19 protein-coding genes are annotated in these 20770 nt (G+C 78.4%); 6 read left to right on the forward strand and 13 right to left on the reverse strand.

Annotation, left to right across the window (positions count from 1 at the left end):
• The first annotated feature begins 201 nt into the window (after positions 1–201).
• A complete protein-coding gene (locus WDZ17_RS10680; RefSeq protein WP_339575138.1) occupies positions 202–1146 on the forward strand; it encodes a helix-turn-helix transcriptional regulator in 945 nt (314 codons plus the stop codon).
• A 790-nt stretch (positions 1147–1936) separates the two neighbouring features.
• Here the strand turns inward: WDZ17_RS10680 and WDZ17_RS10685 are convergent.
• From WDZ17_RS10685 to WDZ17_RS10705, 5 genes are read right to left on the reverse strand one after another with little or no spacing between them, the layout of a single operon-like run.
• Positions 1937–2455: a hypothetical protein gene (locus WDZ17_RS10685; protein ID WP_339575139.1), complete on the reverse strand. Its 519-nt coding sequence runs from the start codon at positions 2453–2455 to the stop codon at positions 1937–1939.
• Complete coding sequence (locus WDZ17_RS10690; protein ID WP_339575140.1) at positions 2452–3630, reverse strand: molybdopterin-dependent oxidoreductase; 1179 nt, start codon at positions 3628–3630, stop codon at positions 2452–2454. Before WDZ17_RS10690 ends, WDZ17_RS10685 begins: the two co-directional genes overlap by 4 nt.
• Entirely contained in the window at positions 3627–4301 is a 675-nt protein-coding gene (locus tag WDZ17_RS10695; protein WP_339575141.1) for a methyltransferase domain-containing protein, read from the reverse strand. The genes WDZ17_RS10690 and WDZ17_RS10695 overlap by 4 nt, the downstream gene beginning before the upstream one ends.
• Complete coding sequence (locus WDZ17_RS10700; protein WP_339575142.1) at positions 4298–5047, reverse strand: TIGR04282 family arsenosugar biosynthesis glycosyltransferase; 750 nt, start codon at positions 5045–5047, stop codon at positions 4298–4300. The genes WDZ17_RS10695 and WDZ17_RS10700 overlap by 4 nt, the downstream gene beginning before the upstream one ends.
• 11 nt (positions 5048–5058) lie before the next feature.
• Positions 5059–5748: a glycosyltransferase family 2 protein gene (locus WDZ17_RS10705; RefSeq protein ID WP_339575143.1), complete on the reverse strand. Its 690-nt coding sequence runs from the start codon at positions 5746–5748 to the stop codon at positions 5059–5061.
• A 183-nt stretch (positions 5749–5931) separates the two neighbouring features.
• Here WDZ17_RS10705 and WDZ17_RS10710 point away from each other — a divergent pair, with 183 nt between their 5' ends.
• A complete protein-coding gene (locus WDZ17_RS10710; protein WP_339575144.1) occupies positions 5932–7329 on the forward strand; it encodes a hypothetical protein in 1398 nt (465 codons plus the stop codon).
• 57 nt (positions 7330–7386) lie between these two features.
• On the opposite strand, the gene WDZ17_RS10715 is transcribed toward WDZ17_RS10710, so the two are convergent.
• The 3 genes from WDZ17_RS10715 to WDZ17_RS10725 all read right to left on the reverse strand — a co-directional run bounded on the left by WDZ17_RS10715 (position 7387) and on the right by WDZ17_RS10725 (position 11636).
• Positions 7387–8466 (reverse strand): NAD-dependent epimerase/dehydratase family protein, encoded by a 1080-nt coding sequence (locus WDZ17_RS10715; RefSeq protein WP_339575145.1) that lies wholly within the window; start codon positions 8464–8466, stop codon positions 7387–7389.
• Positions 8463–9377 carry an S-methyl-5'-thioadenosine phosphorylase gene (locus WDZ17_RS10720; RefSeq protein ID WP_339575146.1) on the reverse strand — a complete coding sequence of 305 codons (915 nt, stop codon included), beginning with the start codon at positions 9375–9377 and terminating at the stop codon, positions 8463–8465. The genes WDZ17_RS10715 and WDZ17_RS10720 overlap by 4 nt, the downstream gene beginning before the upstream one ends.
• Positions 9378–9449: 72 nt before the next feature.
• Positions 9450–11636 carry a S8 family serine peptidase gene (locus tag WDZ17_RS10725; RefSeq protein ID WP_339575147.1) on the reverse strand — a complete coding sequence of 729 codons (2187 nt, stop codon included), beginning with the start codon at positions 11634–11636 and terminating at the stop codon, positions 9450–9452.
• A gap of 254 nt (positions 11637–11890) precedes the next feature.
• Between WDZ17_RS10725 and WDZ17_RS10730 the strand changes: the two genes are divergently transcribed.
• Together WDZ17_RS10730 and WDZ17_RS10735 are read left to right on the forward strand one after the other, a co-directional pair.
• Complete coding sequence (locus WDZ17_RS10730; RefSeq protein ID WP_339575148.1) at positions 11891–13354, forward strand: four-carbon acid sugar kinase family protein; 1464 nt, start codon at positions 11891–11893, stop codon at positions 13352–13354.
• Positions 13355–13610: 256 nt separating this feature from the next.
• Positions 13611–13862, forward strand: a complete 252-nt coding sequence (locus tag WDZ17_RS10735) for an STAS domain-containing protein (protein ID WP_339575149.1) — start codon at positions 13611–13613, stop codon at positions 13860–13862.
• A gap of 56 nt (positions 13863–13918) precedes the next feature.
• On the opposite strand, the gene WDZ17_RS10740 is transcribed toward WDZ17_RS10735, so the two are convergent.
• Together WDZ17_RS10740 and WDZ17_RS10745 are read right to left on the reverse strand one after the other, a co-directional pair.
• On the reverse strand, positions 13919–14917 hold the full coding sequence (locus WDZ17_RS10740; RefSeq protein ID WP_339575150.1) for a quinone oxidoreductase family protein: 999 nt from the start codon (positions 14915–14917) through the stop codon (positions 13919–13921).
• Positions 14918–14958: 41 nt separating this feature from the next.
• Complete coding sequence (locus tag WDZ17_RS10745; RefSeq protein ID WP_339575151.1) at positions 14959–15783, reverse strand: GAF and ANTAR domain-containing protein; 825 nt, start codon at positions 15781–15783, stop codon at positions 14959–14961.
• Positions 15784–16156: 373 nt separating this feature from the next.
• On the opposite strand from WDZ17_RS10745, the gene WDZ17_RS10750 reads away from it, so the two are divergent.
• Complete coding sequence (locus WDZ17_RS10750) at positions 16157–16678, forward strand: hypothetical protein (protein WP_339575152.1); 522 nt, start codon at positions 16157–16159, stop codon at positions 16676–16678.
• A 32-nt stretch (positions 16679–16710) separates the two neighbouring features.
• Here WDZ17_RS10750 and WDZ17_RS10755 read toward each other — a convergent pair whose 3' ends face one another.
• The gene (locus tag WDZ17_RS10755) at positions 16711–17586 is read right to left on the reverse strand and encodes a GAF and ANTAR domain-containing protein (RefSeq protein ID WP_339575153.1); all 876 of its coding nucleotides are present in this window, start codon (positions 17584–17586) and stop codon (positions 16711–16713) included.
• Positions 17587–17777: 191 nt separating this feature from the next.
• Between WDZ17_RS10755 and WDZ17_RS10760 the strand changes: the two genes are divergently transcribed.
• Complete coding sequence (locus WDZ17_RS10760; protein ID WP_339575154.1) at positions 17778–18797, forward strand: TetR/AcrR family transcriptional regulator; 1020 nt, start codon at positions 17778–17780, stop codon at positions 18795–18797.
• A 75-nt stretch (positions 18798–18872) separates the two neighbouring features.
• On the opposite strand, the gene WDZ17_RS10765 is transcribed toward WDZ17_RS10760, so the two are convergent.
• Together WDZ17_RS10765 and WDZ17_RS10770 are read right to left on the reverse strand one after the other, a co-directional pair.
• Positions 18873–19409, reverse strand: coding sequence for a GNAT family N-acetyltransferase (locus WDZ17_RS10765; protein WP_339575155.1), 537 nt, complete (start codon positions 19407–19409; stop codon positions 18873–18875).
• Positions 19406–20650: a cysteine desulfurase-like protein gene (locus WDZ17_RS10770; RefSeq protein ID WP_339575156.1), complete on the reverse strand. Its 1245-nt coding sequence runs from the start codon at positions 20648–20650 to the stop codon at positions 19406–19408. The genes WDZ17_RS10765 and WDZ17_RS10770 overlap by 4 nt, the downstream gene beginning before the upstream one ends.
• Positions 20651–20770: the final 120 nt, after the last annotated feature.

Here is a 20770-nt window from a genome sequence, read left to right on the forward strand (position 1 = left end):
GTCGCGGCCGCTGCGCCGGCCGGCAGACGCCCGGTCGTCCCCGGTCACGAGCAGCCTCCTCGTGGCGGACGGTGCGCGGTGACGAGTCGGGCGGTGAGCACGCCTCGTCGTCGGCGCGCAGGCGCCGTGCGGGCCAGGACCTGCTCTTCCGTGGACTGCCAGGTCCTCCCACGCCCCCGCGCTGGTGCCTACCGTCGAGGCATGCCCGCGACCGGTGACCACCGCAGCCAGGTCAGCGCCTTCCTGTCCACCCGACGGGCACGGCTGACCCCCCAGCAGGCCGGCGTGCCCCTCTACGGCGGGCAGCGCCGCGTCGCCGGGCTACGCCGCGAGGAGGTCGCCCAGCTCGCCGGCGTCAGCACCGACTACTACGCCCGCCTCGAGCGCGGCAACCTCGCCGGAGCCTCCGAGGAGGTCCTCGACGCCCTCGCCCGGGCGCTGCAGCTCGACGACGCCGAGCGCGGGCACCTGCACGACCTCGCCCGGACGTCCGACGTCCCCGGCAGCGCGGCGCGGCGGCGCCGCACGCCGCGAGCCGCGACCGTGCGACCCGGGCTGGTGCGCACCCTGGACGCCATCACCGACGCCCCCGCCTTCGTGGTCACCCTCCGCCGGGACGTCCTGGCCGCCAACCGGCTCGGCCGCGCCCTCTACGCGCCGATGTACGAGAGCTCCGCCCGACCGGTCAACACCGCCCGGTTCGCCTTCCTCGACCCCCGCGCCCGCGACTTCTTCCTCGACTGGCACCGCACCGCCGACGACACCGTCGCCAACCTGCGCACCGACGCCGGGCGCAACCCCCACGACCGGGCGCTGACCGACCTCATCGGCGAGCTCGCCACCCGGAGCGAGGATTTCGCCACCCGCTGGGCCTCCCACGACGTCCGCTACCACCACACCGGCACCAAGGGCATCCACCACCCCGTCGTCGGCGACCTCGTCCTGTCCTACGAGGTGATGGTCCTGCCCGCCGACCCCGACCAGTCCCTCATCACCTACACCGCCGAGCCCGCCACCCCGGCCGCCGACGGGCTGCGCCTGCTCGCGACGTGGGCCGCCACCACCGAGGCAGAGCAGCTGCTCGAGCCGGCCACCGACGTAGCCGGCGCCAGCACGGTGCACGAGGAGGGACGCCCGCACGAGTAGCCGGCAGCCTCTCCCTGGGCGTCCTCGACGGGCGACGTCCGCACGACCGGCCTCCGAGCGACCGAGGCAGGCGACCGAGGCAGGCGACCGAGGCAGGCGACCGAGGCAGGCGACCGAGCGCACCTGCTCGTCCTGGCCTCGGGTCCGCTGCCGGAGCCGGCGACACCGGGACGTTGATCGAGACCATCAGCTGGTCCCGGTCAGGGCTGATGCGGGTCGAGCACCCGTCGAGGAACCCCTGCGCATGGAGGGCGTCCTCCACCGTCGAGCACGGGACGTCTCGGACTGACGGCGGCACCACGGTGGGCGCGCCCGTCGGCGACAGCACCGGAGACCTGGCCTCGGACCAGTCGCTGCGGGATGGCGTCACGAAGCCACCGAGCCGGCGTCACACCCTCGCGGTCGGCAGCAGCGCACCGCGTCCTCGACGTCCTGCGGGACGACGCGCGTGGACGGCCGCGGCGGGTGTCCGCCGACCGTCGACCCCAGAGGCGGTCGGCCGCGGCGGACCTGCGGTGGCGTCTGGCGCTCGGCCTCGTCCGCGAGCTCGTGCCCGTGGGCGTCGTCGTAGGGGCGTCCGCTGGGAGTGCTGGACCGCCCGCGTGCCGGCGGCCCTGTCCGGACCTCCATCCCGGTCAGGAGACGTGTCCCGGGACTCGCCCGCCGCGTCACCGGACCTCGTCCGGAGGTCCCGCGGCCGCCGCGACGCCCGACCCGACGGGCGGACGGCTCGGGTGCGTCCGGAGCGACGTCGCAGGCCTGCACGGGCTCGTCGGGAGGGGACCGCTGCTCACCCTCGCGGGGGTCGAGCGCCCTCGAGCTCGGCCGCACGCCGACGACCACGCCGCGGCACGAGCAGCGCGAGGGCGGCGACCGCCCACACCACGGCGAGGGAGACGAGCAGGTTGCGCCCGTAGTCGAGCGGCAGCGCCGAGGGCTCGGACGGGTCGTCGCCGAGCCCGAGCACGAGGGGCAGTGCGACGAGCGCGAGCGCGCCGCTGACCAGCAGCGCGGCCCGGACCACCGGGACCGCCCGGTCCGGGACGAGGCGCGACGCGACGGCGACCACCACGAGCACGGCCGGCGCGAAGAGGGCGTCGTGGCCGACGGCGAAGGCGGCGAGCACGACCCAGGAGGCCACCGGTCCGGTGTCCCCCGCGTCCAGGACGAACCCGAGGACGCCGAAGGCCATCACCGCGACGCCCACGACGACGAGCAGCACCCGCGCCGTCCGCACCCCCCGGCCGAGGACGACCGGCGGGGCCGGGACCTCCTCGACCGGCCGCCGACCCCAGGGCACGACGCTCACGCCGTCGCCCCGCTCGTGACCGGGGCCAGGCGGGCGACCCACTTCGTCTGCATGACGCCGGGCAGCGTCGGCGCGATGAGCCGGCACGGGTACCCGTGGTCGAGGGCCAGCTCCTCGCCGCCGAGCTGCAGGGCGAGCAGCGTCCGCGGGTCGCGGGCGTGGCCCGCCGGGAGGAGCGACGAGGAGTAGCGGCTGCCCGTCTGGATCGACTCGACGCGCACGTCGCTCGTCCCGTCCCAGCCCGCCCGCTCGAGCAGGTCCCGCACCCGCACGCCCGTCCACGTGCCGAGGGCGTTCCAGCCCTCGACGCAGGCGATCGGCAGGTCCTCGGTGTGCTGCTCCATCGCCTGCAGGTCGGCGCGCGTGAGCGTGAACGGCGCGGCCCCGTCGACGGCGAGCTCGTAGCCCGGCTCGGCTGCGGCCTGCTCGACGCCGGCGGAGACGGCGGACTTGTTGACCGGCAGCCCCTGCGGCCCGACGGTCGCGACCCGCGGCGCGAGCAGGCTCACCGGGCGGAGGAGGTGCAGCGTCTGGCCGACCGTGGCGACGGTGACGGCGCCCGCGGCGAGCACCACCCCGGTGAGGAAGCGGCGCCGGTCCGGGCCCGCGCCCTCCTCCCGCGGTCGGCCGCGCCCGAGGTGCGCGCGGGCGACGACGAGCTTCGTCGCGACGTGCACGAGCAGCGCCCCGATGACGAGCCAGGACGTCCAGAAGTGCGTCGTCGTGAAGAAGAACGGCCACGGGTACCAGAGGCTGATGTTCGCAAGCCCGGTCACGAGCTGCATCACGGACCCGCCGACCAGGACGAGCAGGGAGCCGCGCTCGAGCGCGTTCAGCACCCCGCTGACCGGCGGCCAGGCGAACAGCCGCGGGTAGACGGTCCACAGCTTGGCGAGCAGCAGCGGGATGCTCGCGAGGCCCGTCGCGACGTGCACGCCCTGCGTGATCGCGTACAGCGACACCGGGCGGGTCGGCCACGTCGTCCACCACGTCGGGTGCTGCACGAGGTGGCTCGCGACGCCGGTGAGGAAGCACGTGCCGAAGGCGACGCCGAGCCAGGTGCCGAGCAGCGCCGCGGTGCGCGGCTCGTGCAGGCGGGAGGTGAAGCGCCGCTGCACGAAGGACTCGTGCTCCTCCCCGCCCGTCGTCGGGGTCGACCTCGTCGACGCGCTCACGACGCCACGAGGCACGCGAACCACCGCCGGCCCCCCGAGGACGGGGCGGAGAAGGCGTCGACGACGACGAGCCCCGCCTGACCGGCGACGCGCTCGACGTCGTCGCAGGCCACGCGGTCCCAGCCGAACCAGTCGCTCGCGCGGCCGTCGGCCTCGAGCCGGACGAGCGCGGGCCCGGTCGGCGAGCCGGGCGGGCCGACCTCGCAGACCACCTCGCCGCCGGGCGCCAAGAGCTCGCCGGCCCGCCGCAGCAGCGCGACCGCGTCCCCGCCGATGCCGACGTTGCCGTCGGCCAGCAGCACGTGCTGCCACGTGCCCGCCCCCGGGACGCTCCCGAAGACGTCCCGGCGCTCCGCCGACCCGCCGCGCTGGCGGGTGAGCCGCACCGCCTCCCGCGAGACGTCGATGCCGAGCGCCACGGGCACCCGGCCGGTCAGCGCCGCGGCGAGACGGCCGGGTCCGCACCCGACGTCCAGGGCGGGGCCGGTGCAGCGCTCGACGACGAGCCGGTCGGCGTCGTCGAGGTCCGCCGACCAGGTGAGCACGGGCAGCTCTGCGACCGAGCCGTCGTGGGAGCGCCACCGCCAGCGGACGCCGGAGCCGTCGCGGGCACCGCGCAGCGCCTCGTCGTAGAGGTCGATCGGGTGCACGCCGGTGCCGACGACGGTCACGCGACGTCCTCGGCGGAGCCGGGCGGCAGCTCGGCGGCGGCCGCCCGGACCGCGGCGGCGAAGCGCGTGCCCGGGGCCTGCGCCGCGACGGCGAGCGCGTCCTCCCACGCGTCCACGTCGCGGGCCTCGGGCAGCCGGGCGACGTCGAGGCCGCCGGCGCGCAGGGCGGCGAGGGTGAGGGCACCGGTGTCGTCGCGCGACGTCGGCACGTCCAGGACCAGGCGCACGTCGTGCGGCCGGCGCAGGGCCAGCGCCCACCAGCCGCCGTCGAAGGCGGGGCCGAGCGCCGCGTCGGCGCCGCCGTCCCCGACGGCCGCCAGCGCCGCCGTGATCTGCCCCGGGACCACCTGCGGGGTGTCCATCCCGACGAGCGCGACCGGCTCCCCCGCGTCCGCCCCGCCGACCCGCGCGGCGTCGGCGTCGGCGGCCGCGGCGACGGCGCCCGCGATCCGCCGGTCGAGGCCGCCGTCGACCTGGGGCACGACGACGACGCCGTCGGGCACGCCGCCCGGGACGTCCGCCACGGCGCCGTCCAGCGCGAGGACGACGCGTGCGCCGGTCCCGGTCGCGGCGGCCAGCACGTCCGCGAGGGCGGCGGCGGCGAGGTCCGCGGCCCGCTCGAGGCTCAGCGGCGGGTGCAGCCGCGTCTTGACCCGCCCCGGCACGGGGGCCTTCGCGAGGACGACGACCGTCCCGCGCACGCCGTCCTCCTCCACGCCGTCCTCCTCCACGCCGTCCCCCCTCACGCCGTCCCCCCTCACGCCGTCCGCCCGGGGGCGTGGGGAGCGGTGCCGCGGACCTCGCGCAGGACACCGCCGATGTCGCCGACGGCGCGCACGTAGCCGCGCAGGTCGCCCGTCACCTTGGACCGGCCGCCGCGACGCGGGCCGTAGGGCACGTCCACCTCGACGACGCGCCAGCCGGCGGCGCCGGCGCGCAGCAGCAGCTCGACGGGGTAGCCCGATCGCCGGTGCGCCACCCCGAGGTCGAGCATCGCGGCGCGCCGCCCGACCCGCAGCGGACCGACGTCGCGCACGCCCAGGCCGCCGGCGCTGCGCAGCCGCGCCGCGAGGACGGCGTTGCCCGCCCGCGAGTGCAGCGGCATCGCCGCGCGGCTCGTGGGGCGGCGCCTCCCGCAGGACAGGTCGGCGTCGCCGCGCACGACCGGCGCGGCGACGAGCGGCAGGTCGGCGGGGTCGAGCGTCCCGTCGGCGTCCATGACGGCGACGACGTCCGACGTCGCGGCGACCAGCCCGGCGTGGACGGCGGCCCCGTACCCCCGCTGCGGCACCTCGACGACCTCGGCCCCGGCGGCGGCGGCCACCTCACGGCTCCCGTCGGTCGAGCCGTTGTCCGCGACGAGCGGTCGGAAGCCCGGGGGGAAGCGGCCCAGCAGCCAGGCGAGGGCCTCGGCCTCGTCCAGGCACGGGAGCACGACGTCGATCACCCTCGGACTCTAGGCAGACGGGGGCCGTCACCGGCATCCGGATCCGCGGACCGGGCCCGACCACCCCTCGACCTGCCCCCCGACGCACCTCGCCCCGGTCCCGACCGGCCCCCGACCGGCCCCCGGCCGGGTCGGCGGCCGGGTCGGCGGCCGGGGGCCGCGCCGTCGACCTACTGTCGGGGGGTGGCGCTGCGCGGCGAGGGGACCGGGACGCGCGCGTCCCGCGTCCTGGAGCGGCACCGGGGCACCGCGCCGACACGGCGCTCGGACCGGCGGGTCGCGCTCGTCGCGGTCGCGGTCCTGGTGCTGGCGACCGCGGTCAGCAGCGTCCTGTTCGCCCGCGGGGTCCCGCTGCGGCTGTCCGGCGGCCCGGGGCCGCTGACGGGAGAGCTCGACCCCGCGCCCGGCCTCTGGCTGCTCGCCCCGCTCGTGGTGGGCGCCGCGGCCGTCCGCTGGTGGCCGCAGGTCTGCCGCGCAGCGCCCGTGCGCGTCCTGCCGCTGCTCGCCGGCGCCCTGGCGGCCCTGTTCGCGCTCGCCCTGGCGCTGCGCCGCGGGGTCGACGACCTCTCGCTCCCGCTGCGCAGCCAGCACGACTACCTGGCGGACACCGACCGCGCGCAGGACGTCCCCGGGCTGCTGCGGACCTTCGCCGACCGGATCGTCCAGACGGGCGACGGCACCGAGTGGGCCACGCACGTGTCCTCCCACCCGCCGGGCGCTCTCCTGCTCGCGAGCCTGCCGGGCCGGGTCGGGCTGGACGGCGCGGGCTGGCTCGTCGCGGTGTGCCTGGTCGGCGCGGCGCTGGCCGTCGCGGCGCCCCTCGCGGCGCTGCGCGTGCTCGGCGGCGGGGCCGCGGCGCGGCGGGCCGCGCTCGTCCTTCCGCTCGCACCGGCGGCCCTGTGGTCGGCCGCAGCGCTGGACGCCGCCTTCGCCGGTGTCACGGCGGTCGGCGTCCTGCTCCTCGTGCTCGCGGGCGAGCCACGGCGGGGGCGGCTCGTCGCGGCCGCCGGCGGCGGGCTGCTGCTGGGCGCGGCCCTCCTGCTGTCCTACGGCCTCGTCCTCGCCGGCCCCCTCGCCGCCGCGGTGCTGCTGCGCCGCGGCGTCCGCGCCGCCCTCGCGCCGGGTCTCGTCGCGACGGCGGGGGTGCTCGCCGTGCTCGGCACCTCGTGGGCGCTGGGGTTCGCCTGGTGGGAGGGGCTGCCGCTCGTCCGGGAGCGGATGTACCAGGGCGTCGCCAGCGAGCGCCCCGCCGCCTACTTCGTGTGGGCGAACCTCGTCGCCCTCGGTGTCGCGCTCGGTCCCGCCGCCGTCGCCGGGCTCGCCCGCCTCGCGCGCCCGGCGCTGGCCGCCCGCGCGTCGACGCGGCCGCTGCTGCTCCTCGTGCTGCCGGTCGCCGCGGCGGTCCTGCTCGCCGACGTCACCGGCATGTCCAAGGGCGAGGTCGAGCGGATCTGGCTGCCCTTCGCCTGCTGGCTGGGGCTGGCCGCGGCGCTCCTGCCGGTCCGCGACGCCCGCTGGTGGGTCGGCGCGAACGTCGTCACCGCCGTCGTCGTGGGGACGCTCGTCAACAGCCCCTGGTGACGCGCCCCGACCCGGCGACGGCGTGGGCGGCGGACGGCGTGGGCCGGCGGACGGGGCTCAGCGCAGGGCGGCGTGCGCCAGCTCGACCATCCCGTCCTCGAAGCCCTCGCGGGCCCGGAACCCGAGGAGCTCCTCGGCCCGCGCCGGGGACGCCGTGACGTGGCGCACGTCGCCGGCGCGCCACTGGCCCGTGACGACGGGCTCGGGCCCGTCGAGCGCCCGCGACAGCGCGGACGCCATCTCCCCGACGGTGTGCGGGTCGCCGCTCGCGACGTTGACCGGCAGCAGGGCACCCGGCCCGGGGGCGCCCCCCTCGCCCGGCCCCGCCTCCCCGGCGACGAGCGCCAGCGCGTTGGCGCGGGCGACGTCGCGGACGTGCACGAAGTCGCGGCGCTGGCCGCCGTCCTCGAAGACGCGCGGCGCCTCGCCGCGCTCGAGCGCGGACCGGAAGATCGCCGCGACGCCGGCGTAGGGGGTGTCGCGCGGCATCCCGGGGCCGTAGACGTTGTGGTACCGCAGCGCGACCGCGCGCCCGCCCGTCCCGGCGGCCCACGCGCCGGCCAGGTGCTCCTGCGCGAGCTTCGTCGCCGCGTAGACGCTGCGCGGCTGCAGCCGTGCGTCCTCGGCGACGACCCCGGGCACGAGCGGACGCCCGCACACGGGGCACGGCGGCTCGAAGGAGCCGGCCCGCAGGTCCTGCTCCCGCCGCGGCGCCGGGTCGACCGGGCCGTGCTCGGGGCAGGCGTAGGCGCCCTCGCCGTAGACGACCATCGAGCTGGAGAGCACCAGCCGTCCCGTGCCGGCCCGGTCCATGGCGGCCAGCAGCACGGCCGTCGCGAGGTCGTTGTGCCGCGCGTACTGCGGCATGTCCTGCAGGTCCACGCCCATGCCGACCATCGCCGCCAGGTGGACGACGGCGTCGACGCCGGGCAGCAGCCGGTCCAGCAGCGCGGGGTCCGCGACGTCGCCGGCGACCACCTCGACGCCGTCCAGGTCGTCGCCGGCGGCCGTCGCGCCCTCGCCGTGCGCCGCCGGCAGCCACGCGTCGAGGCCGACGAGGTCGTGGCCCGCGCCGGCCAGCTCGCGCAGCACGTGCCGGCCGATGAACCCGCCCGCACCCGTGACGAGGACCCTCACGCGTCCGCCCCTGCGGTGCCGGAGGTGGACCCGGCGTCGTCCCCGGGCAGCGGGAAGGGCAGCTCGACGCCGTCGAGCGCGCCGGCGCACGCGCAGCCCGTCCGCTCGGCGGGCAGCTGCTGCACGGCGTCGAGGACGACGGACCGCACGCGGGCCAGGGTGCGGCCGAAGACCTCGAGCACCTCGGCCTGCGTGACGCCGCTGCCCTCCTCCACCCCGGCGTCGAGGTCGGTGACGATCGTCAGCGCGGTGCAGCACAGGGCCAGCTCGCGGGCGAGCCCGGCCTCGGGGCTGCCCGTCATCCCGACGACCGACCAGCCGGCGGCGGCGTTGGCCTGCGACTCGGCGCGGGTGGAGAAGCGCGGTCCCTGGATCGTCACGAGCACGCCGCGGTCCACGACCCGCTCGCCGGCGGCCTCCGCCGTCCGGGCGACGACGCCGCGGCCGACCGGGCAGTAGGGGTCGGCGAACGGCGCGTGGACCACCGGGCCCGGCCCGCCCGGGCCGGTGGAGGAGCCGTCGTAGAAGGTGTGCTCCCGGCCCCAGGTGCGGTCGACGACCTGGTCGGGCAGGACGAGCGTCCCCGGCCCGTTCTCCGGCCGCAGCGACCCGACGGCCGAGACCGTCAGCAGCTGGCGCACGCCGAGGCTGCGCAGCGCCCAGAGGTTGGCCCGGTAGCCGATGCGGTGCGGCGGGAGCGTGTGGCCCTTCCCGTGCCGGGGCAGGAAGGCGACGCGGCGGTCCCCGACCGTGCCGACCGTCAGGCCGTCGCTGTGCTCGCCCCACGGCGTCGCGACCCGCAGGGTCTGCGCGTCCTCCAGCAGGGCGTACAGGCCGGAGCCGCCGACGACGCCGACGTCCGGGCGCGGGCCGTCCAGGTCGTCGGCGGTCGCGGGCGCAGAGGAGGTCATGGGCGCATCCTGCCGCCCGGCCCCGACAGCCCCGACAGCCCCGACGGCGCCGGCGGCACCGGGGGGTCGGCGTCAGCGGGCGGTCGCGGTGCCCGTCCGGGCCGAGGCCGGGCCGACGCCGGCGGCGTTCACGGCCCGCACGACGGCGGTGTAGCCCGTCCCGTTCCGCAGACCGCCGATGCCCAGCGAGGTCGCCCCCTTCGCGGCCGTGTACGTGACGTCGCGGGTCGTCCCGTTCTGCCGCAGCACGACCTGGTAGCCCGTGATCACCGCCCCGCCGTGGGAGCCGGGGGCGCTCCACCGCACCTCGACCGTGCGCGCCGAGGTCTTGGACGACCCCGACACGGCGCTCGGCGAGCGCGGGGCGGAGGGCAGCGTCCGCGGCCGCGCGACGACCGTGGCCGCCGGGCCGAGCCCCCTCGCGTTGCGCGCCCGCACGCTCACCTCGTAGCCGAGGCCGTTGACCAGGCCCTTCACGGTGACGGAGCGGCTCGTCGTCGCGAACCGCTGGTCCGGCTGCCCCTTGCCGCGCACGAGCACCTCGTAGCCGGTGACGGCCGACCCGCCGTGGGAGCTCGGCGGCGACCAGGAGACGACGCCCGAGCGGTCGCCGTCGCGGACGGCCGGGCGCACGGGCGCGGACGGCGTCGTGGCCGGTCGCGCGACGACGGTCGCCGCCCAGGGGCCGGCGCCACCGGCGTTCGTCGCGCGCACCCGCACCTCGTACCCCAGGCCGTTCACGAGACCGGTGGCCGTCCACGTCGTCACCGAGGCGCCCAGCACCGCCCGCTGCAGCGGCTGGCCCTTGCCGCGCACCTCCACCTCGTAGCCGGTGGGCCGGCCTCCGCCGCCCGCGGTCGACGGCGCCCGCCAGGACACCGCGGCCCGCCGGTCGGCGGAGGTCACCGCGGCCGAGCGGGGCGCGGCCGGCACGACCGACGTGCTCGCGCGCAGCAGGGCGAGGGCCTCGACGGGGTCGACGAGGCCGGAGCCGTAGGCGGTGTCGCGACCCGCCGGGCCGAGGTCGGCGGAGGTCCCCGTCAGGGCGTCCGCGATCTCGGCGGCGCTCGCGCCGGGCACCGCGCCGGCGAGCGCGGCGGCCGCCGCCGCCACGTGCGGGGAGGCCATCGACGTGCCGCTCGACCAGCCGTAGCCGTTCCCGGGGACGGTGGAGACGACCGCCGTCCCGGGTGCGGCGAGGTCGGCGTGGGAGCCGAGGGAGGAGTAGCCCGCCCGCCGGCGGTCCTTGTCCAGGGCCGTGACCGCGAGGACGTCCCGGTCGGCCGCCGGGTAGGAGACGGGCGAGCCCGTGAGGCCCTCGTTGCCCATCGCCGCGACGACGACGACCCCGTGGCCCACGGCGTACGCGACGGCGGCGGACAGCACCCGGTCCTGGCCGGGGCCGCCGAGGGACATGTTGACGACGTCGGCACCGTGGTCGGTCGCCCAGACGACGCCCTCGGCGATGTCGTCGGTGTACCCCGCGCCGTCGGCGTCGAGGACGCGCACCGGCAGGACGCGGACGTCGTCCAGGACGCCCTGGCCGCCGCGGCCGTTGCCGACGACCGCGGCCACGGTGCCGGCGACGTGGGTGCCGTGCCCGTCCAGGTCCCGCCAGCCGTCGCCGCCACGGGAGCTGACGAGGTCGGTGCCGGGCAGGACGACACCCGCGAGGTCCTCGTGCGTCCCGTCCACCCCGCTGTCGACGACGGCGACGACCGGCGTGCCCGTCGCGGCCGCCCGCACGCGCTCGGCGCGCAGCGCGTCGAGGCCCCACTGCTGGGGGCGCAGCGGGTCGGTGCCGCCGGCCGCCGCCGAGGAGGTCGCGGCCGAGGAGGTCGCGGCCGGCGCCGGGACGACGTCCCCGACGGCGCGCATCGTGCCGACGACGGACGCCGCGGCCACCGGCCCCTCGCCGTCGAGCGCCGCCGCGACGTCCGCGGCCTCGGCCGGGGCGACGTCGAGGCGTTCCACCGACAGGCCGCCGTCCGGCGCCTCGACCGCCACGGCGACCGCCGTGCCCCTGCCCTGCGGCACGAGCGCGTCCGCCACCTGCTCCTCCACGGGAGCGGGCAGCTCCCCGAGCGCGTCCTGCAGCTCCGGCTCGAGCGCGGCGAGGGCGTCGACCGCGGCCCCGTCGGGAGGCGATGGGGCCGCCACCGCGGCCGACGGCGCGAGCAGCGCCGCGGCGGCCAGGACGGCGACCGCGGCGGGCCGGCGCAGCGAGGGGCGCGGGGGGTGTGGGGTCACGGGGCTCACACCGCAGATCATCGGCGCGCGACGGCCCGCTCCGGAGCCGTTTCCCGTGACTGCCTCGCGGACCGCTCCCGGACGGCCGCCCCCCTCACCCGTGCGCCCGCCCCTCACCCGTGCGCCGCGGCGGACGGGTGGGACGGCCGCCGGGTCCGGCCTCCCGACCGCGCCGGCGTCCACGGGCTCGCGGGGCTCGCCGGGCGACGACCCGCCCGTCTACGGTCGACCCGCCGGCACCGACGGGTCGACGAGGAGGAGCCGTGGACGTCGAGGAGCTGCTCGCGGACGCCCCGCCCGAGTCGCGGACCACCGCCGACGAGGTGGCGCAGGCGCTGCGCGCCGCCGGCACGACGCTCGTCGTCCTCGACGACGACCCCACCGGGACCCAGTCGGTGGCCGGCCTGCCCGTCCTCACCCGCTGGGAGCCGGACGACCTCGCGTGGGCGCTGGCCGAGGGCTCGGCCGCCGCGGTGGGCGCGCTCTACGTGCTCACCAACTCCCGCAGCCTCTCCCCGGAGGCGACCGCCGCGAGGACCCGGGAGGTCGTGCGCGCGGCCCTGGCCGCCGCCGGCGAGCGCGGCGAGCGCGTCACCTTCCTGTCCCGCAGCGACTCGACGCTGCGGGGCCACTTCCCCCTCGAGACCGACGTCGTGGCCGACGAGCTCGCCGCGGCGGGCCTCCCGCGCCCGGACCTCGTCCTGCTCGTGCCCGCGTTCCCCGACGCCGGACGCGTGACGGTCGGCGGCACCCACTGGACCCGGGAGGCCGGTGGCCTGGTGCCCGTCGGGGAGTCCGAGTTCGCGGCGGACGCGACCTTCGGCTACCGGGCCTCGTGGCTGCCGGAGTGGGTGCAGGAGAAGACGTCCGGGCGGGTGCGCGCCGAGGACGTCGTCGCGTGCGACCTAGCCGTCGTGCGGCGCGGCGCGGACGCCGTGGCCGCGGTCCTGCGCGCGGCGGCCCCCGGGGCGGTCGTCGCGGTCGACGCGGCGGCGCAGTCGGACCTGCTCGTCGTGGCGCTCGCCTGCGCGGCGCTCGAGGGCGAGGGGCGGACCCTGCTGTACCGCACCGGGCCGGCGTTCGTCCGGGCCCGGGTCGGCCAGGACGCACCGGCCGTCGTCGAGGACGTCGCGCTCCCGGCCCCGGTGACCCGCTCGCACGCGGGCGGTCTCGTCGTCGTCGGCTCGCACACGGGCCTGACGACGCGCCAGCGCGACGCCCTCGTGGCCGCCCGGCCGGGCACCCGCGTCGTCGAGCTCCCCGTCCCCGCGGTCGTCGACGACGACCGTCGGGCACGGGCCCTGACCGCCGCCGTCGACGACGTCGTCGCCGGGCTCGCCGCGGGCGACGTCCTCCTCCAGACCAGCCGGGAGCGCGTCGTCGCCGGGGACGCCGAGGGCAGCCTCGCGCTCGCGCGGTCGGTCTCCGCCGCCGTCGTGGAGGTGGTCGCCCGCGTCCTGGCCGAGCGCGCACCGCGCTTCGTCGTCGCCAAGGGGGGCATCACCTCGCACGACGTCGCGGTCCGGGGCCTCGGCATCGCGCGTGCCGTCGTCCGCGGGCCGATGCTGCCGGGCCTCGTCTCGCTGTGGGAGCCCGCCGACGGCCCCGCCGAGGGCGTCCCCTACGCCGTCTTCCCCGGCAACGTCGGCGACGAGGACGGCCTCGCCGAGGTCGTCGAACGGCTCGCCCCCCGCCGCGAGCAGCCGGCGGCGACCGGTCACAGGTGATCGCCAGCCGGGACCCACGCAGGTCACCGGCAGCGGTGGTGACCTGCGCGTGACCTCCAGGACGGTGGTCGCCGCACGCAGGACCTCGGGAGACGCCATGACCGCTCCGCGCCGGACCCCCCGCACCCGGGCCGAGCAGGCCCGCACCGCTCGCACCGCCCCCTGCGGGACCGTCCCCGGCGCCCGAACCCCGCGGCTCGGACGGCCCCACGACGACCGGGCCCCCCTCCCCCACCGCCCCCTCGTACGGGTCCGCGTGGCCGACGACCTCGACCTCCGCACGGCCCCACGGCTCGCCGAGCGCGTGCTGGACCTGGTCCGGTGCGGCGCCTCCGTCGCCGTCGACACCTCCGCCGTCGCCTTCGTCGACTGCTGCGGCCTCGCGGCCCTCGAGCGGTGCGTCGCCGAGGGCCGCGGCGAGGTGTCGCTCGAGCCGGTCGGGGTCGCCGTGGAGCGGCTGCGGCACCTCGTCGAGCTCAGCGGGAGGGCGGTGCCCAGCGCCGGGTGACGGGAGCTGCCGGGTGACGGGGGGGCTGACGGGGCCGCGGGGTGAGGGGGGTCCGGTCAGCTGCGGCCCAGCTCGGCCTCGGCCGGCCCGCCGGGCAGGACCAGGAGCTTGCCGGTGGTGCGGCGGGCTTCGAGGTCCTCGTGCGCGCGGGCGACGTCGTCGAGGTCGTAGCGACCGCCGACGCGGACGTCGAGCGCCCCGGTGGCGGCCCAGCCCAGCACCTGCTCCGCCCGCTCCTCCAGCTCGGCGCGGGTCCGGGTGTACGCCGCCAGCGACGGGCGGGTCACGTACAGCGATCCCTTGGCGTTGAGGTCCTGGACGTCGAGCGGCTCCACCTGCCCGCTCGCGCCGCCGAAGAGCACCATGACGCCGCGCGGGCGCAGCGCGTCGAGCCCCTCGGCGAAGGTGGCCCGCCCGACGCCGTCGAAGACCGCGGCCACGCCCTCCCCGTCGGTGAGCTCCCGGGCCCGGGCCGCGAAGCCCTCGTAGGCGAGCACCTCGTCGGCCCCCGCCGCGCGGGCGAGCTCCGCCTTCTCCGGCGTCGACGTCGTCGCGAGGACGCGCCCGCCGCGCAGCACGACCATCTGGGTCAGCAGCAGCCCGACGCCGCCCGCCGCGGCGTGCACGACCACGGCGTCCCCGGGCCGCACGGCGTACGTCGCGCTGCACAGGTACTGCGCCGTGAGCCCCTGCAGCATCAGCGCCGCGGCCGTCTCGGCGTCGACGCCGTCGGGCACCGGCACCGCCTCGGCCGCCTCGACGAGGACCCGCTCGGCGCAGCTGCCCGGCGCCTGCTTCCACGCGACGAGCCGGCCGGGGCCGAGGTCCTCCCCCACCCCGTCGCCGACCTCGACGACGCGGCCGGCGCCCTCGAGGCCCACGCCGAAGGGCGGCTGCACCGGGTAGACGCCGCTGCGCTGGTAGGTGTCGATGAAGTTGACGCCCGCGGCGTCCACCTCGACGACGAGCTGGCCGGGACCGGGGTGGGGGTCCGGGACGTCCCGCACCTCGAGGACCTCGGGCCCGCCGGTGCGCTGCACGCTCGCGGCTCTCATCCCCCGAGCGTCCCAGCCGTGCCCGTCGCGCGCCCGCCGGCTCAGCGGCCGCCGGCACCCTCGCCGCCGTGCCGCCGGGCGCCGTCCCACCGGGCGCGGGGGGCGGCGCTGCGTCGCTGCGCCATCGCGACCAGCTCGGCCGCGACGTCGCGCAGCTTGGTGTTGGAGCGCTGGCTGCGGCGGGACAGCTCGGCGAACGCCTCCTCCGGGTCGACGCCGAGGGCGGCGACCAGCACGCCCTTGGCCTGCTCGATGACGGCGCGCGACGCCATCGCCCGCTGCATCTGCTCGGCCAGCTCGGCGGTCGAGGCGTAGAGCGCGGCGTTGGCCAGGGCCGCCGCGGCGTAGCCGGCGAAGGTGCGCGCCAGCTCCACCTCGTCCTCCGGCAGGGGGTCCTCCCCGACGACGTAGAGGTTGAGGGCGCCCACGACACGCTCCCCCCACGGCATGCCCACCGAGGTGACCGACCGGACGCCGTACCGGCGGGCGAGCGCGGCGAACCCCGGGTACGTCTCCTCGTGCGCGGTGTCACGGACCCGGACGACGCCCCCGGAGCGGGCGGCGTCGGTGCAGGGCCCGAAGCCGTCCTCGTACTGACGCTCGTCGAGCCGCGCGGCGACGGGGTCGCTGAACGCCGCGCTGCGGGTGGAGCCGTCGTCGACGAGCGTCACGGACAGGGCACGGACCCCGTCCAGCATCTCCACGGCGAGGTCCACGACCTGCTGGAGGACCTCGCCGAGCGGCTGGTCCAGCGAGATCCGCGCGAGCTCGGCGAGCGCGCGGGAGCGGTCCCCCGGGCGCGTGGGACCCTGCGCGAGGGTGGACGGCGGCGGCGTCTGGCCGCCCGGGGCCTCCTGCGGTGGCATCGTCCGGTCGACCTCCTGGCTGCGCGCCCTCCGCCGCCGACGCGGGGGCCGGCCGGCTCCCTCGGCGTCCGCGGGCTCCTCTCCCGACCCCGCAGGACAGCGCCCTGCGGCGCTGGCGGGCGAACCGTAGTCCTGCCAGGGGCTCATGGACAGCAGCTCGGCGAGCTCCTCGGCCGGCCGGGGGCGGCGACGTGGAACCCCTGACCGAGGGCCCCGCGTCGGACCCCGGTACCCAGCGCTCGGACGACCGTCACCCCGGCTCCCGGGGAACCCGGCGTCCTCCTCCCGAGCCTTGACCGTGCCGGGAGGTCGTCGGAGACTTCTTCCCCGGCTGAAGAACTCGGCCACGTCTCCGATCCCTCGGAGGTGCCAAGTGGCGGGTCGCGTGCAGGTCGTCGTCGAGGTGGACCCCTCCTCGTCCTCGGCGCTCGTCCGGGTGGCGGGCACCGCCTCGTCGGCCCTCGTCGGCGAGCTGCGCCAGGTCGTCCGGCGCGTGGAGGAGGCCGTCGGCCCGCGGGTGCGCGTCGACCTGAGCGGCTGCGACGCCGTGGACCCCGCGGTGCTCGCCCTCCTGCGCGCGGAGCGGGAGAGGCTGCGCCGCGCCGGTGGGACCCTGTCGTCCTCGGAGGTGCTCCTCGACGGGGGACAGCCCGGCGGGGCCTCGGACGGCCGGCCCTCCGGGCCGCCGACGTCGTCGCGTCGGTCGCTGCGCCGACGTGCCGATGCGGCGCTCGCGCGCCGTACCGCGGCGACGGACGTGGGCCCGGAGCGCAGCGCCGCCGGCCTCGAGCTGCTCGAGCTCCTCCGGGCGATGACGACCCTCCGCGAGGAGCAGCAGCACGGTCGAGCCGCGACGGTCGGGCGGCGGCGGGGCAGCGGGGCGGTGTCCTCGTAGGCCGTCCTGCACCGACGGCCCCGTGGCCGACCTCAGCGGTCGTCCGCGGGCCCCCGGTCCTCGTCCCGCCCGCCTCCCGGGCCGTCCTCGCCGGCGACCTCGACCGGAGCTGGCGTCGGCGACGGGCGACCCTCCGCACGCTGGTGCGGCGGGTCGGTCGTCACGACGTCGCGGGCCACGTCGTACACCGACGTGCCGCTCGCGAAGGCGCGAGCCTCGAGCCGGAGGAGGGCGTCCTCCTCGCTGAGGTCGTCGCTCACCATCAGGCGGCCCACGGCGAGGGGCAGCACCTGGGACGCGGGGTCCAGCGCCTCGTCGAGCCGGTTCCCCGACCCGGCGTCGCCCTGGCCGCTGTCGTCCAGGGCCCGGGCCTGGAGCATGACGGACAGGAGGGCGGCGAGCCGGTCCGCGACCACCTCGTCGACGGTGGTGAACGGCCGGACGTCCTGCCGGGCGAGCACGAGGACCCCGCCGACGTCGTCGGCCGCGGCCGCCCGCCCCGGCGGGCCGTCGAGGGGCACGACGAGCAGGCTCCGGAGGTCGAGGGACGACGCGTGGGTGGTCAGGAGCACCGGCCAGCGCTCCATGCCCGCGTGCAGGTCCGGTACCGACAGGGCGCGGCCCGAGGCGAGGACGTCGACGGTGGGGCCCTGCCCGACGGACTGCTCGCGGTCGGCGAGGGCGACCAGCACGGGGTCCGAGCCGCGGACGACGGACCGGTGGTCCGAGCCGGACGTCAGCGTGACGGCGACGCGCTCCGCCCCCACCGTCGCCGCGACGAGGCGGGCCACGCGCGTCTCCGGGACGACGGCGTCCGCGCGGGCCCCCTGCCCGGTCGCGGCCCGGGCCGCCTCCCGGACGCCGGGCGAGGACGACGCGCCGCCTACGTCCTCGTCGTGCTCTGGCACCGTGCTCCCCGGGCGTCCCGGCCGGTGCACGCCGTGCGAGCACCGGAGTCGTCGGCTCTTCTTCGTGCGGGGAGACTACGGCGGACGCGGTGCGCGGGCGACACGCCGCCCCCCGGGTCCCCCCCGGGCCGCCGCTCGGGCGACGATGCGTCCCGGACCGGGGCGGTCCGGCGGGCGGACGAGGGAGAGCGGTGGCGGACGAGCGGTCGCACGAGCCGGGGACGCCGTCGACGAGCGGGGACGTGGCGCCCGACGACGCCGGGCCCGCCCCCCGGCCGCGAGGACCCCGCGGCGACCGCGGCGAGGTGCGCCGCCGCATCACGGACGCAGCCCTGCGGTCCTTCGCCGACCACGGCCTCGACGGCGCCTCGACCCGGTCGATCGCCCGGGAGGCCGACTGCGACCCGGCGCTCGTCCGCTACTACTTCGCCAGCAAGCAGGCGCTCTTCGACCACGTCACCCGGCGGCCGGAGGCCGTGGACTCCCAGCTCGCCGCCATGGCCGCCCTCCCGCACGCCCGGCGTGCGGCCTACCTCGCCGACGTGGTCGAGGCCTGCTGGGACGACCCGGCGACCCGGGACTTCTGGCGCTCCCTGCTCCGCAGCTCGCGCACCGACGTCACCGTGGCCCGCCAGGTCGAGGACACGTGGGCGGACTTCGTGGCGCTGGGGATGCGGCGGGGCGCCCCCGTGGGGCCGGCGGACGGGCGGGCGGCGGCGGACGGGCAGGCGGACGGGCAGGCGGACGGCGTCCGGGGAGGGGACGGACGGACGGACCCCCTCACGTGGCCGGCGCCGGCGGACGACGACGCGACCCTCCTCGTGGACGGTGCCGGTCCGCAGGAGGCCGCGGTGGGCGCCGTCCACGCGCCGGACCACCTGCGCCCCGCCGGTGACGCGGCCGCCCCGCTCGTCACGCGTCGTCTCGTCGACCCCGACGGCGCCGGACCGCCCGACGTCGAGCACCCCGACACCCAGCACCCCGACACCCAGCACCCCGACACCCAGCGCCCCGACGCCGACGGGCGGGGTGGCGGCACGACCGCCGGCGACGAGCGGGAGCGCACCGTCACGGCGCTCTCGAGCATCACCGGGATGCTGGGCGCCGTCCACCTGTGGCAGAGCGAGCGCGCGGGCGCGATCGGCGGACGCGGGCGCTCGAGGGCGCTCGAGGGCGTCCTCGCCAGCTGCTTCCGCTCGCCGGGGGACTGACCCGGTCTCACGGGGGACCCGGTGACCCGGTGACCCGACGAGCGGTGCCCCGACGGGTCGAGACTTCAGGACCGCTCAGCCGTCGGCGTGGGCGAGGACGACGAACTCCAGGTCGTCGCGGCGCGGACGGCCGAAGCGCTCGTCGCCGTAGGGGAAGGGGCGACGCTCGCCCGTGCGACGCCAGCCACGCCGCTCGTACCAGGAGATCAGCTCGGCCCGCTGGGCGATGACCGTCATCTCGAGCCGCGTGGCGCCCAGCGCGTCGCGGGCGTGCGCCTGCGCCGCGGCGAGCAGCGCGCGACCGGTGCCCGCGCCCTGGCGCGCCGGGTCGACGGCGACCATCCCGACGTAGCCGGTCGTGCCGCCGTCCGCGGCGGGGCGCGCCTCGACGTGGCAGCACGCGAGCAGCCGGCCGTCGTCCTCGAGCAGCAGCACCACCGAGCCCGGCGCCCCGAGCAGCGCGGTGACCGCCGCCGCGTCCGTGCGCTGCCCGTCGAGGAGGTCCGCCTCCGTCGTCCAGCCCGCCCGGCTGGCCTCCCCCCGGTACGCCTGCTGGACGAGCGCGACGACCGCGGGGACGTCGGCGCCCGTCGCGGTCCGCAGGCCCGTCACGCCCGGGCGCCGTCGGCGACCTCGGCGACGGCGGCCAGCAGCCGGTCGACGTCGTCGTCGTCCGTGTACGGGGCGACGCCGGCGCGGACCATGCCGCCGGTCTCCCGGAGCGAGAGGGCAACGACGAGCTCGCGGGCGTAGTAGTCGCCGTCCGAGACCGCGACGCCCCGCGATCCCAGCCAGAGGTTCGTCTCGCGCGGGGTGGCCCCGGCGACGCGGAAGGAGACGGTCGGGGTCCGGTGCGCGGGCGCGCCGACGACCGTCACGGCGTCCAGGGCGGTGAGGCCGTCGAGGAGCCGGCGGAAGACGCGGTCCTCGGAGGCCTCGAGGGCGGCCATGGAGCGCACGAGGCACGTGCGCCGGTCGTCGCCGTCGGCGCCCGGGACCAGGCCGGCGAGGACGTCGACCGCGGCGGTGACGCCGGGCATGAGCTCGAACGGCGGCGTCCCGTGCTCGAAGCGCTCCGGCACGGCGTCGGACGCGGGCACGAGCTTGTCCGGCTGCAGGCCCTCGAGCAGGACCGGGTCGGCGACGACGGCCGCCAGGTGCGGGCCGAGCAGCTTGTAGACCGACAGCGCGTAGAGGTCGGCGCCGAGCTCGGCGACGTCGACGGGCGCGTGCGGGGTGAGGTGGACGCCGTCGACGTACGACGTCGCCCCGACGCCGTCGGCGGCCGCGGTGATCGCCGCGACGTCGGGGCGGGTGCCGAGGGCGTTGCTCGCCCCCGTGACGGCGACCAGGCGCGTGCGCCCGGTGATCGCCGCGAGCGGGTCGACGAGCTCGCCCGTCGCCGGGTCGACGTCCACCCACCGCACGGACGCCCCGGCGCGGGCGGCCGCCTGCACCCAGGGGCGGACGTTGGCGTCGTGGTCCAGGCGCGTGAGCACGACCTCGTCGCCCTCGCCCCAGCCCTTCGCGAGCGCGCCCGCCATCACGTAGGTGAGGTGCGTCATCGAGGGACCGAGGACGACGCCCTCGGGGATGCCGCCGACGAGGTCCGCGACCGCCTGGCGCGCGTCGGCGATCGCCGTCTCGGCCCGCCGGCTGGCGTGGTGCGGGCCCTTCCGGTTGGAGACGGCGGACCCGAGCATCTGCGTGACCGCGTCGGCGACCTGCGCCGGCACCTGCGTGCCGCCCGGCCCGTCGAAGAAGGCGATGCCCTCCTCGAGGGCCGGGACCTGGGCGCGGAGGGCGGCGACGTCGACGTCGCTCCTCGGTGCGGGGCTGCTGCTCTCGCTCACCCCGCCACCCTGGCACCGGTCCCGCGGTCGGGCACGAGGGCACGCGACGCCCCTCGGGGGTCGCGCGACGCCCGTCGCACCGGCGAGATGGAGGTTCGCGTCATGAGGAGTGCCCTTCCG

Origin of the sequence: Pseudokineococcus basanitobsidens (genome assembly GCF_037482545.1) — a bacterium.
In the GTDB taxonomy this organism is placed as follows: domain Bacteria; phylum Actinomycetota; class Actinomycetes; order Actinomycetales; family Quadrisphaeraceae; genus Pseudokineococcus; species Pseudokineococcus basanitobsidens.